Source organism: Thermoanaerobaculia bacterium (genome assembly GCA_018057705.1).
In the GTDB taxonomy this organism is placed as follows: domain Bacteria; phylum Acidobacteriota; class Thermoanaerobaculia; order Multivoradales; family JAGPDF01; genus JAGPDF01.
Window position 1 is genome coordinate 90354 of the sequence record JAGPDF010000002.1, and the last position, 12660, is coordinate 103013.

Consider the following 12660-nt stretch of genomic DNA (forward strand, 5'->3'; position numbering starts at 1 on the left):
ACCCGGAGCTCCGGGGCGGGAGAGGTCTTGACTTGCGCTTTCAAAGTGATATCATCTTGCTAGCCTAGGAGGGCGAGATGAAAGAACGGGAAGCGACGACGGGAAACGGCCTGATGGTGCTTCTGCTGCTGCTGGCGGTCCTTGCCGGTGGCGTGGCCATGGTGGTTCTGGGTGTGCGCGGTGGGGAGCCCGGTTGGATCTTGGGCGGGCTCGTCGGAGCGGTGGCGGCGGTCTTCCTGCTCGCCGGGCTGTTCATGGTCGAGCCGAATCAGGGGAGAGTCCTCACCCTGTTCGGCGCCTATCGCGGCAGCGAGCGGCGGGGAGGACTACGCTGGGCGAATCCGTTCATGACCAAGCGGGCGATCTCGCTGCGGGTGCGGAACTTCGAGACCGCGCACCTCAAGGTCAACGACGCGGATGGCAACCCGATCGAGATCGCGGCGGTGGTCGTCTGGCGGGTCATCGACACCTTCGACGCCGTCTTCCAGGTCGACAACTACGAGGACTTCGTGCACGTCCAGTCGGAGTCGGCGTTGCGCAACCTGGCGACGCAGTACACCTACGACTCGCACGGGGAGCACGAGAAGTCGCTGCGCGGCAATACCGTCGAAGTCGCCGACCAGCTGCGCAAGGAGATTCACGACCGGCTCGTGCAGGCCGGAGTCGACGTGCTCGAGGCCCGCATCACCCACCTCGCCTACGCTCCGGAGATCGCGCAGGCGATGCTGCAGCGCCAGCAGGCGACGGCGATCATCGCCGCCCGCCAGAAGATCGTCGAGGGCGCGGTCGGCATGGTCGAAATGGCTCTCGACCGGCTGTCGGCGAACAAGATCGTGGTGCTCGACGAAGAGCGCAAGGCCGCCATGGTCTCGAATCTCCTCGTCGTGCTGTGCAGCGATCGCGCCGTCACGCCCGTGGTCAACGCGGGAACGCTCTACAACGGTTGACGGGGAAGAGTTGGCGGACCGCAAACCCTTCCTGCTCCGCGTCGACCGCGACTTGCACGCCGCCCTTGAGCACTGGGCAGCGGACGAGTTGCGGAGCCTGAACGCGCAGATCGAGTTTCTGCTGCGCCGGGCGCTGCGCGATTCGGGGAGGGAGCGCCGGCCGACCGCTCCGGGGAATCCTCCCCGTGAGCTCCCGGAAGACGGAAGCGAGAGGCCATGAACGAGCGGCATTGCAGCAAGTGCGGTGGAGCGCAGAAGGAGGGCTTCCTGCTCGACAGGGCGCACAATTCGGCCCGGGTCGGCCACTGGGCCGAGGGCGCACCGGAGTTCTGGTTCCTGGGGCTCCTGAAGATGCGGGGACGCCGCAAGCTCCCCGTCGAGGCCTGGCGCTGCACGAAGTGCGGGCTGCTCGAAAGTTACGCCCGCAGCACACCCGGTTGAGCCGGACCCGGCCGGGCGGAGACCACGGCCCTCTAGAGTGCCCGGACGCGCACCTGCAGGCGCCTCCAGGGCGAGCCGACGAGCGCCACGCCGAGCGCTGAGCCGGAGCCGAATCGAGCCTCGGCGAGGGTTCGGCAGGGGAGGTCGAAGGTGGTCGAGCCGGCGAAGGGGAAGGGCTGCAGCCGGAGCTCGACCCGCTCGCCGGCGTTCTCGCCGTCGCCGAGGAGCTCGACCCTGGCCTGCCAGCCGGGAACCTCGACGAAGGCGGCTTCGCCGGTACAGGCGGCCAGCGAGAGGCCGTCGGCGAGCTCCATCCAGGGATCGTCTGCAGCCACCTCGTCCAGGCTCCCTCCTGCCGCTTCGAGAAGCTCCTGCTGGCGCTCCGCGAGCTCGGCCCGGAAGGCCGCCCAGGAGGGCTCGCCGCCGAAGCGCCGGAGCAGACGCAGGCTGTGGGCCGAAAGGAGCGCCGCGAGATAGGGACTGTCGGCGGCGAAGCGCTCGACCCCGCGCCGCCAGATCTCCTGCCGGAGGTCCCCCGGAAAGTCGCGAAAATCGAGTGCCGTGCTTCCGGAGGCCGCGAGCCTCGGTGCCGAGTCGGCCTCCCACCAGCCGTTGTCGTGCTCCCGCACCGCCCGCAGCAAGAGCTCGCGCCGCGGGTGCTCGACCAGTTCCGGCAGGCGCACGAGCCGCAGGATGTCGCCGGCCAGCCGGGCGTGATCCGCCTGGGTGACGAGGCGGCTGCCGGAGGGTGTCCGGGTCACGATCACTCGAGCGAGCTCTCCATGCGGTGAACCTTACCTCGCCCGCCCCGGCGGAAGGTCCCTGGAGGAGGGGTACCTGCCCGGAAGGAGGTTGCACGGGGCGATAGACTTCTCGCATGGAAAAAATCACGCGCGAAGAAGCGCTCGAGTACCACTCCCGCGCTCCCAAAGGAAAGATCGAAGTCTTGCCGTCGAAGCCGACGGCCACACAGCGCGACCTCTCGCTGGCCTACACGCCAGGGGTCGCCGAGCCCTGCCTCGCCATCGAGAAAGACCCCCTTCTCGCCTACGAATACACCGCCAAGGGCAACCTGGTGGCGGTCATCTCCAACGGCACGGCCGTTCTCGGGCTGGGAAACATCGGTGCCCTGGCCGGCAAGCCGGTCATGGAGGGCAAGGGTGTCCTGTTCAAGCGCTTCGCCGGCATCGACGTCTTCGACATCGAGGTCGCGACGGAGGATCCGGAAGAGTTCATCCGGGCGGTGAAACTGCTCGAGCCGACCTTCGGGGGCATCAACCTCGAGGACATCAAGGCTCCCGAGTGCTTCGAGATCGAACGCCGGCTCAAGGCCGAGATGAACATCCCGGTCTTCCACGACGATCAACACGGCACGGCGATCATCTCCGGCGCGGCGCTCGTCAATGCACTCGAGATTGCCGGCAAGCGCATCGAGGATGTGAAACTGGTGCTCTCCGGCGCCGGTGCCGCTGCCTTCGGCTGCCTGCGCCTCTACCTCGAGCTCGGACTCAGCAGGGAGAACATCATCCTCTGCGATCGCAAGGGCGTCATCTACCGCGGCCGCCCGAACGATACCGACGCCCAGAAGATGGAGTTCGCCGCCGACACCTCGGCGCGCACCCTCGAGGACGCCCTGGCGGGCGCCGACGTGCTGGTCGGCCTTTCAGTCGCCGGCGCCGTCACGCCCGAGATGCTGCTCAAGATGGCGCCGAACCCGATCATCTTCGCGATGGCCAACCCGACGCCGGAGATCGGCTACGACGAAGCCCTGGCGGCCCGTCCCGACGCCATCATGGCAACCGGACGCAGCGACTATCCCAATCAGGTGAACAACGTTCTCGGCTTCCCCTTCCTCTTCCGCGGCGCGCTCGACACCCGCGCCTCCGACATCAACGGCGCGATGAAGCTCGCGGCGACGCGCGCCCTCGCGGGCCTGGCTCGCGAGGACGTGCCCGACTCGGTGCTCAAGGCCTACGGAATCAAGGCTCTCAAGTTCGGCCGCGACTACCTCATCCCCAAGCCGTTCGACTACCGTGTCCTGCTCACCGTCGCTCCAGCGGTCGCCAAGGCGGCCGAGGAGAGCGGCATCGCCCGCGTTTCGGTGGGGAGCGTCGAGGAGTATCGGCACCGCCTCGAACATCTGGTCTCGCGCCGCCTCGAGCTCATGCGCGGAATCTTCGATCGCGCCAAGGAGAACCCGAAGCGCATCGTCTTTCCGGAGGGCGAGGAGGACAAGATCCTGCGTGCGGCGAAGATCCTCGTCGACCAGGGGATTGCGCACCCGATCCTGCTGGCCCGGCGAGAGAGCATCGCCGCCAAGCTCGCCGAGTTGGGCCTGTCGGAAGACAAGATCACCATCGTGCACGCCGAGAGCGCTCCGCAATACGAGCGCTACGCACATCGCTTCCACGAGCTCCGGCGGCGCGCCGGCGTGACTCTCGAGGACGGCTACAAGCGCATGCGATCCCGCAACTACTTCGGCAGCATGATGGTCGCCGAGGGGGATGCCGACGGACTGATCTCCGGTCTGACCTACGAGTATGCCGACACCATCCGGCCGGCCCTGCAGATCATCCACACCCGGCCGGGGGTGAATCGGGTCGCCGGAGCCTACATCCTCATTCTCAAGGACCGGCTCTTCTTCTTCGCCGACACCACGGTCAACATCGACCCGGACGCAGAGACCCTGGCGGAGATCGCCATCCTGACCGCAGAGTTCGCCCGCCGGTTCGACGTCGAACCGCGGGTGGCGATGCTGTCGTTCTCGAACTTCGGCTCCAACCCCCACCCTTCGGCCAGGAAGGCCCGTCGGGCGGTGGAGATCGTCCGTGCCCGCGCGCCGGAGCTGGCGATCGACGGCGAGATGCAGGCCGACACCGCGGTCATGGCCTCGGTGCTCCAGGAGACCTATCCCTGGACGAAGCTCGGAGGTCCGGCGAACGTCCTGATCTTCCCGGAGCTCAACTCGGCGAACACGGCCTACAAGCTGATCTGGAGGCTGGCCGGAGCCGAGGCGATCGGTCCCATCCTGCTCGGCATGGCGAGGCCGGTCCACGTTTTGCAAAGGGGTGTCGAGGTGACGGACATCGTCAACATGGCCGCGATCTGCGTCGTCGACGCGCAGGAGTTCGAGGCCAGACAGGGCAAGTAGACCACTGCCGGACGGACCGGCCCAAAGGGGGCGGGAGGGGGCAGTGGCACCCTGGTTTGAGGATTGCCGTATTAGGACATTAGAATCCCCCATCAACCCCCGGGAGGGCAGACTATGAAGCGCATCATCGGATGGACGACGGTTTTGGCTCTGCTGCTTGCGATCGCGCCGATGCCGGTGCAGGCTGCGGACAACACGAAGCCCCGCATCGCGGTGCTCGAGTTCAAGAACAAGGCGGACGGACAGTGGTGGTACAACGGTGGCGCCGCGGCGATGCAGGACGTCTTCGTGACCGAGCTCGTCAAGAGCGGCAAGTTCCGGGTCATCGACCGCGAGCAGCTCGCGGCGCTGATGCAGGAGAAGAACCTCTCGATCTCGGGTGACGTCGACCCGAAGACCGCCGTCAAGGCCGGAAAGCTCCTCGGCGTGCAGTACTTCCTCACCGGCGCGGTGACCGAGTACGGTGCGCAGGGGACTTCGGCCAGCGCCCCCAGCGTCGGCGGCCTGCCGGGATTCTCCGGCGGCAAGAAGACCTTCACCGCAGCGGCGAATGCGCGCATCATCGACACGACCACGGGCGAGATCCTGTGGGCCGATGAAGCGCGCGGCGAAGATTCGAAGTTCAAGCTCAACATCGGTGGCTTCGGCGGTGGCGTCGACTACGACGATCGCCAGTTCGACAAGGTGATGAAGCCGGTCGTCCAGCAGCTCGTAGCCAGCATCAAGGCTGCCGACCTGTAAACGCTGTCGAGCGATCGCAGTACGAAAAGAGGCGCCCGCGAGGGCGCCTCTTTTTGTGTCTGCGATCGGGTGTCCGGGGGCGACGCGTGCGTCGCCCCTGCCCCTGGTTCAGCCGCCGGTCAGGTTGAAGGCGACCTTGAGGTCCATCCACATCTTCACGGCCACGCCGTTCTTGGTCGCCGGCGTGAAAGAGAATCCGCGGACATAGTCCATCGCGGCCTCGTCCATGCCGAAACCGGCGGCGGCGCCGGTCGCCTGGACGTCGGCGGGTCGTCCCGTCTCGTCGACCAGGACGCGAACGGTGACCGTCGCTTCCTTCTTCATGCGCTGGGCGAGCGGCGGATAGCGCAGGCTGGCGCGCCGGACGACCTTCGGCGGTGTGACGCCGGCGCCCATCGTGACGAGGTCGCCGACGCGGACGGCGCCGGGCGCCGTCGCCGCCGGTGCGGGAGCCGCCGCCGCGGACTCGACCGGCGGGGCGGGCTTGGGCTCGGCCGCGGCGGTGGTCGGTGCGGCCGCCGGCGTCGTCGCCGTCGTGCTCCCGGCGGGCGCTGCCGCCGTGGACGCCGATCCTGCCGCGGCCGCCGGCGGTGGCACTGCGGCCGCGGTGGCGGCGGGTGCCGCCGGCGGCGGGGCCGTCACCGGCCGTGGTGCCGACGCTGCGGCAGTCCTCGCCTCCTGCGCCTTCTTCGCGTCGTCGAGCTGCTTCTGCAAGGTCTTCAACTGCTCCTCGTACTGCGCCGAGGAGCTCTTGATCTTGTCGTCCACGATCTTCTGGATCTGGGCCTGGATCTCCTCCGGCGTCGGACCGGCCGGAGCCGCCCCGGTGTCGGCCGGGGCCGCGCTCAGGGGAGCGTCCGCCACCCCGGGAGAAGCGGGTGCCGCCCCCCCGCGGCCGAACATGAAGTAGCCCACGCCGCCAAGGACGATCAGGCCTCCGACGCCTGCGGCGATCAGCATGCTGTTGTTCTTCGCCGGCTTGCTCTCCATGCTCTGGCGCTCGCGTCCCGACGGGGTCTCTTCGCGCGCCGGGGTCTCGCGGGCCGGGGCGCCGCCGCTCTGCCCGAACGAGGGAGCTTGTGGCTTGGCCGCGGGCGGCGCGGCCGGAGCCGGCACCGGAATGGCGGTGGTCTTCTCGAGCTCCAGCTCCTGCGTCTCGCGCTCGATCTCCTCACGGAAGAGGTTGTGCATGAAGAATGCGAGGTTGAAGGTCGTCGGGTTGTACTGGCCTTCGAACATCATCTTGGCGAGCGTCTTGTGCCAGGTGACGGCGTCGCCGATGCGCTGTTCGCGCGGCACCAGGCTGCGCTTGAGCAGATTCGCCAACTCTGGATGGAGGTTGCCGCCGTCGGCCGCGATGACCGCCTGATCGACGAGCGCCGCCTGGCCGCCGGCCGTGGAGACCGGCAGGGCGCGCCCGGTCAGGAGCTCGAAGAGAATCGCTCCGAGGGAATAGACGTCGTCCGACTTGGCCGGCGCGGCGCCCGAAAGGACCTCCGGCGCGAGGTAGCGGCCGGCGGACTGCTTGATGAGCGGATGGTTCGCTGCCTCTCGCAGGCCGCTCGAGGCCTCGAAGCCGAGCAGTCGGAGCTCACCCTCGTTCGAGACGATCACGAGGTGGGGCGTGAGAAAGCCATGCTGCACGCGCTCGTCGCCGATGCGGGTCTCGTAGGCCACCGCCAGACCGAGGGCGATGCGCTCGGTCATCAACAGTGCATGGTCGAGCGGGATGGGGGAGTGCTTCTTGGCCGACTGCTCGAGAACCTGGGCGAGCGTCTTGCCCGAGATGTAGTCGTAGGCGACGTAGGGAACGCCGCGCACCTGGCCGAGGTCGACGCCGAGGCCGAGGTTCGGGCTCTTCAGCGCCTGCTGCAACGGGGCGCGCGACTGGATCCGCTGCACGAGTCGTTCGCCATCCAGGCCCTGTCCGTTGAAGACGCGCAGGAGGATGACCCTCTCGACGCCCTGCTTGCCGAGCTTGCCGGCGCGAAAGGTCTCACCAAGAGCATCCTCAGAGAGTTTCTTGAGGAGAAGGTAGTTGCCGAACTGGTCGCGTGTGTTCATTCCGCCCCCTAGGCCCGCCGGCGTGACGCTGGCGCGAGCGCCGCGACGTGGAAGGCCCTGTTATCGATGAGCTGCTGTGGGCTATTCCACAGCGGATCGCGGGAACTGTCAATCACGAAGTTTGCGCCTCCGCGGCCTCTACTGCGTGCCGGCGCGCGCCCGAAAGGGTCGCTTCTGCCAGCGTTCGACGTTGCGGTTGTGCTCGGCGAGGGTGTCGGCGAAGACATGACTGCCGTCGTTCCTGCTGACGAAATAGAGAAAGGAGACCTCGGCCGGGCGCGCGGCCGCCTCGAGACTGGCCAGTCCGGCGGAGCAGATCGGTCCGGGGGGGAGGCCCGGAACGCGGTAGGTATTCCAGGGCGACTCCATCCGCAGGTCGCTCCGGGTCAGATTGCCGTTCCAGCGGCCGAGAAGCTTGAGGCCGTGGATGATCGTCGGATCGGCGTAGAGGCCGATGCCGCGCCGCAGGCGGTTGGCGTAGACCGCCGCGATGAGCGGCCGCTCGGAGTCGAGCCTGGCCTCCTTCTCGACCAGGCTGGCGAGGATCACCAGCTCGCGAAGGGGCCGGAGGTCGTCCGCGGCGCGCAGGGGACGGACGCGGGATTCGTACTGGCGGCGGAAGGCCACGACGAGGGCGTCGGCGATCTCGCCCTCCCCGGTGCCGCGGGCGAAGCGATAGGTATCCGGAAAGAGGTAGCCCTCGAGATGGCGGGCCGACGGGTCGAGATCGGCGATGCGGCCCGGCGAGGCGAACTCGGCGCGCAAGCGGCCAGGCTCGCCGAGGCCGGCTGCGGCGATGGCCTGCGCGGTCTCGTCGAGGGTGAGCCCCTCGACGAGAGTGACCGCGAGAGTCCGAATCTCGCCGCGGCGGAGCTTGTCGAGGATCGCCACCGTCGAAGAGTCGGCAGCGAGCTCGTATTCGCCGGCCTTGAGATTCGGCGAGCCCAGGCCCCAGCGCAGATAGGCACGGGCCAGCAGAGAAGAGCGGATCCGCCCTGCGCTCTCCAGCCGGCGCAGGATCCGGCCCCCGGCCTCGCCGGGCTCGACCACGAAAAACGCCACCTCCCCGGGGGTGCCCGGTCCGGGTCGATGCACCTCGCGCCAGCCCCAGACGGCCGCTCCGCCCGCCGCGAGCAGGGCGCACAAGAGGAGGCCAGCGAGGAGACGCAGGCAGCCGTAGCGGCGGACCCTGCCCGCCGGTCGCGTGGGCGACTCGGAAGAAGGTCGAGGCGACTCGGCGGGTGCCGTCACGCGGGACGGCTCCGGTGGCGGTCGAGCGCCTCCTGCAGCAGCAGTTGAGCGGCGAGCGCGTCGCGCCGCTCCTTTCGGCGCGCCGGCGGGACCCCGGCCTCGCGCAATCGATGGTCGGCCTCGCGGCTGGTGAGTGTCTCGTCGATGGTCTCCACCGGCAGGCCGCTCGCTGCGGCAAGGCGGGCCGCGAAGCGTCTCGCCCGCACGGCCGGCGGACCGGCCGATCCGTCGCTGCGCAGCGGTTCGCCGACGACGATCCAGGCGATGTTCTCGCGCTGGGCGATGGCCGCGATCGCGGCCAGCGCGCTCGCGTCGTCGGTGCGCACGAGGGACTCGCTGGGCAGCGCGTAGCTCCCCTCCGGGTCGGAAATGGCCACCCCGATCCTGCGTTCGCCGAAGTCGATTCCGAGGGCTCTCATGGGTCGGGAGCCGCGCAGCGCCTGTGTTAGCATCCGGCCGCTGTCGGGCCTCCTTGCGGAGATCTTGAAGGACGCCCCGAGCAATTCGCAAGTCCCGGAGGACATGGAAGATGCACGAAGTGTTCATCCTCGCCGGAGCGCGCACTGCGATCGGCGCTTTTCAGGGCGTTTTTCGTGACCAGCCGGCGCCGAAACTGGGCGCCCGCGCGATTGCCGGAGCGCTCCAGCGCGCCGGTGTGGCCCCCGCCGATCTGCAGCAGGTCTACATGGGCTGCGTCCTCGCCGCCGGCATCGGGCAGGCTCCCGCCCGCCAGGCGACGCTCGGCGCCGGCTGCCCGGAGTCGACCGGCGCGATCACCTTCAACAAGGTCTGCGGCTCCGCGATGCGGGCCGTCATGTCGGCCGCGAACGACCTGCGCTGTGGCGACTTCTCCCTGGTCGCAGCCGGCGGCATGGAAAGCATGAGCCAGGCGCCCTATCTCGCCGTGGGCGTGCGCGACGGACTGCGGCTCGGAGGCGGCAAGCTCGTCGACTCCCTCGTCCACGACGGCCTGTGGGATCCCTACGGCGACAAGCACATGGGGAACTGCGCCGAAACCTGCGCCCGCGAGTACAAGTTGACACGCGAAGAGCAGGACGCCTTCTCGCGCGAGAGCTATGCCCGCGCGCGCGCCGCGCAGGAGAGCGGCCTGTTCGCCTCCGAGATCGTGCCGGTCGAGATCGTCTCGCGCAAGGGCACCACGGTTGTCGATCGCGACGAGGAACCGGGCAAGTCCGACCTCGAGAAGATGGCCGGCCTGAAGCCGGCGTTCGAGAAGGACGGCACGGTGACCGCCGCCAACGCCAGCAAGATCAACGACGGCGCCGCAGCGCTGGTGCTGGCGACGGGCGAGGAGGCGAAGCGTCTCGGCGTGAAGCCGATCGCCCGTCTGATTTCCCAGGCGTCGCACGCGCAGCAGCCGGAGTGGTTCACGACCGCCCCGGTCGCCGCCATTCGCAAAGCCCTCGACCGGGCCGGACTCACCGTGGCCGACATCGACCTGTTCGAGATCAACGAGGCCTTCGCGGTCGTCGCGCTCGCGTGCATGCGCGATCTCGGAATCGCCCACGAGCAGTTGAACGTGCGTGGCGGCGCGGTCGCGCTGGGTCATCCGATCGGTGCCTCGGGGGCGCGGATCCTCGTCACGCTGCTGGCCGCGCTCGAGGAGCGGGGGCTCAAGCGGGGTTGCGCCGGGATCTGCATCGGCGGCGGCGAAGCGACCGCCGTGGTGGTCGAACGGCTCGCCTGATGGCGATCCTCCGCGGCCGGATCTTCCACGCCGCGCTCGTCGCGCAAGTGGTGCTGTTTGCGGGGATGGCCGAAGCCCAGGCCCAGCAGCCTGCAGCCCCAGCAGCGTCCGCCCCGGAGACGACGCCGGCGCCCGTCCCTGCGCCGACGCAGCCTGTCCCGGCGGCGCCGGCACCCGACCGGATCACTTTCGAGCTCAAGGTGCCGCAGGAACGCGGCGGCGGCACGATCTCGGGATCGGCCGGCGAGCTGGAGAGCTTCGGCGAGAGTCAGGTTTCGGCCAGCGGAGCGGTCGAGATCCACTTCCGCGATGTCGTCGTTCATGCGGAGCGTCTGACGCTCGATCGCGACACGATGACCGTCCAGGCCGAAGGCGAGGTGGTTTTCGACCAGGGTCCGCAGCGCATCTCCGGCCAGCGACTCGAGTTCGACCTCGAGCAGCGCACCGGCACCTTCTGGCAGGCGACGGCATTCGTCCACCCGGACTACTACTTCTCGGGCGACATCATCGCCAAGACCGGGCCGAACGACTTCGCCGTCGACAACGGCGTCTTCACCTCCTGCACAGGTGACAAGACTCCCGACTGGAGTTTCGTCATGTCTTCGGCCGAAGTCGAGGTCGAGGGCTATGCGCGGGTGAAGAACGCGCGGCTGCACGTCAAGAAGCTCCCGGTCTTCTATTGGCCCTACATGATCTGGCCGGCGAAGACGGAGCGCACCTCCGGCCTCCTGGTGCCGAACGTCGGCTATTCACAGCGGCGCGGCGAGTACCTGGGGCTCGCCTGGTACCAGGTGCTCGGACCCAGCTACGACAACACCGTCTACGTCGACGGCTACACCGAGGGCTTTTACGGCGTGGGCGACGAGTTCCGCTACCGGCCCTCGGAGAGCATCCGGGGCCTGGCGAGGGCCTACTACTTCCACAACGAAGAGCTCGACGACGATGCCCTGCGCTTCGACTGGGCCCATGTCGACGACGCCCTGCCGTTCGGCATGCGCGGCGTGGTCGACATCGAGCACTATTCCGACTTCGAGGTCTTCCGCGATTTCGAGCGCAGCGAGAGTCAGAACACCCGGCGCTTCATCTACTCGAACGCCTTCGTCTCCGGGAACTGGGGCGCGCATTCGCTGAACATCCTCGCCGACCGGCGCGAGACCTTTCTCGGTGACAACGAAGAGACGACCATCCAGAGCCAGTTGCCCGAGATCGCCTACCAGCTGCGCGAACGCAAGATCGGGGCGAGCCCGTTCTATCTCTCGATCGGCGCCACCGCGAACTATCTCCAATCGAAGCGCGACGGTTCCTACGATACGGGCTACGGCCGCTTCGATCTGCAGCCCGAGGTCAAACTGCCGCTGCGGCCGGCGCCCTGGCTCTCGGTCGCGGTCGCAGCCGGCGGCCGGGCAACCTGGTGGGGCGACAGCTTCTCGACCTACGAGGTTGATCCGGAGACCGGCGTCGGCCAGCAGCGCTGCGACGACCAGGCCGTCGCCTCCGGCCAGCTCTACTGCGGCGAGACGCTGACCCGGGTCTATCCGACCGCCAACGTCGAGATGGTCGGACCTTCGTTCTCGCGCATCTTCGAGACCGCAGGCAAGAGTTTCTCGAAGTTCAAGCACGTCATCGAGCCGCGCTGGTCCTACGGATTCCTGGGGGCCTTCGACGATCAGAACCGGGTCGCGCAGTTCGACGAGATCGACCTGCTGAACCCGAGCAACATCGCCGAAGTCGCCCTGATCAACCGCCTCCTGGCGCGGCCGGCGGACGCCACCATGGGTGGAGCGTTCGAGATCGCCTCCTTCGAGCTCGCGCAGGCCTACTCGTTCGACGACGAGCAGCCGCTGCAGCGGTCGCGCGACGGGCAGACGAGCGATCAGGCGAGCGCGATCTTCGCGAAGGTACGCTTCAATCCGAGCCGGGCGTTCAGTCTGCAGGCGCAGGCGGCCTACAACACTCTCTTCACCGGCCTCGACTCGACCTCGCTCTCCGGCACGGCCAGATTGCCGCGCGGCAGCCTGGGGCTCACCTGGTTCACCCGCTACGCCGCCGAGAGCTACAACGACCCCGGGCGCTCGGACACGCTCTCCGACCAGGTGCGGTTCAACTTCGGAGTCGACATCCTGCCGAAGCGGCTGCGGCTCGACGGCCAGGTCAACTACGACGTCGAGAACGGCGACATCCAGCAGCAGCGCTACTTCCTGAACTATCTCTCGCAGTGCTGGAGCGTGCAGCTCGAAGGGCGCGAGTACACCCGCGGCCTGCTCGTCGACCGCGACTACCGCCTCTCCCTCACGCTGAAGAACGTCGGCTCGTTTCTGGACATCTCCGGCGGCGCGTCGAGCGGCAGCTGAGGGCGG

Annotated in this window: 10 protein-coding genes; 6 read left to right on the forward strand and 4 right to left on the reverse strand. The window is 68.3% G+C overall.

The annotated features are described in order from the left end of the window. Positions 1 to 77: 77 nt before the first annotated feature. Positions 78 to 947: an SPFH domain-containing protein gene (locus tag KBI44_01115; protein MBP9143057.1), complete on the forward strand. Its 870-nt coding sequence runs from the start codon at positions 78 to 80 to the stop codon at positions 945 to 947. 216 nt (positions 948 to 1163) lie between these two features. Next, complete coding sequence (locus tag KBI44_01120) at positions 1164 to 1388, forward strand: hypothetical protein (protein ID MBP9143058.1); 225 nt, start codon at positions 1164 to 1166, stop codon at positions 1386 to 1388. Positions 1389 to 1420: 32 nt separating this feature from the next. Here the strand turns inward: KBI44_01120 and KBI44_01125 are convergent, their stop codons facing one another. After that, a complete protein-coding gene (locus tag KBI44_01125) occupies positions 1421 to 2155 on the reverse strand; it encodes a DUF3891 family protein (protein ID MBP9143059.1) in 735 nt (244 codons plus the stop codon). 110 nt (positions 2156 to 2265) lie between these two features. Between KBI44_01125 and KBI44_01130 the strand changes: the two genes are divergently transcribed. Then, complete coding sequence (locus KBI44_01130) at positions 2266 to 4539, forward strand: NADP-dependent malic enzyme (protein MBP9143060.1); 2274 nt, start codon at positions 2266 to 2268, stop codon at positions 4537 to 4539. 114 nt (positions 4540 to 4653) lie between these two features. After that, the gene (locus KBI44_01135) at positions 4654 to 5280 is read left to right on the forward strand and encodes a hypothetical protein (protein MBP9143061.1); all 627 of its coding nucleotides are present in this window, start codon (positions 4654 to 4656) and stop codon (positions 5278 to 5280) included. A gap of 108 nt (positions 5281 to 5388) precedes the next feature. On the opposite strand, the gene KBI44_01140 is transcribed toward KBI44_01135, so the two are convergent. From KBI44_01140 to ruvX, 3 genes are all read right to left on the reverse strand, one after another. Next, complete coding sequence (locus tag KBI44_01140; protein ID MBP9143062.1) at positions 5389 to 7344, reverse strand: TonB family protein; 1956 nt, start codon at positions 7342 to 7344, stop codon at positions 5389 to 5391. 138 nt (positions 7345 to 7482) lie between these two features. Further along, positions 7483 to 8595 carry an endolytic transglycosylase MltG gene (gene mltG / locus KBI44_01145; GenBank protein MBP9143063.1) on the reverse strand — a complete coding sequence of 371 codons (1113 nt, stop codon included), beginning with the start codon at positions 8593 to 8595 and terminating at the stop codon, positions 7483 to 7485. Beyond that, a complete protein-coding gene (gene ruvX, locus KBI44_01150) occupies positions 8592 to 9014 on the reverse strand; it encodes a Holliday junction resolvase RuvX (protein MBP9143064.1) in 423 nt (140 codons plus the stop codon). The genes mltG and ruvX overlap by 4 nt, the downstream gene beginning before the upstream one ends. 110 nt (positions 9015 to 9124) lie before the next feature. On the opposite strand from ruvX, the gene KBI44_01155 reads away from it, so the two are divergent. Both KBI44_01155 and KBI44_01160 read left to right on the forward strand, forming a co-directional pair. Further along, positions 9125 to 10303, forward strand: a complete 1179-nt coding sequence (locus KBI44_01155) for a thiolase family protein (protein ID MBP9143065.1) — start codon at positions 9125 to 9127, stop codon at positions 10301 to 10303. Then, complete coding sequence (locus KBI44_01160) at positions 10303 to 12654, forward strand: LPS-assembly protein LptD (GenBank protein ID MBP9143066.1); 2352 nt, start codon at positions 10303 to 10305, stop codon at positions 12652 to 12654. The genes KBI44_01155 and KBI44_01160 overlap by 1 nt, the downstream gene beginning before the upstream one ends. The last annotated feature ends 6 nt before the right edge of the window (positions 12655 to 12660 follow it).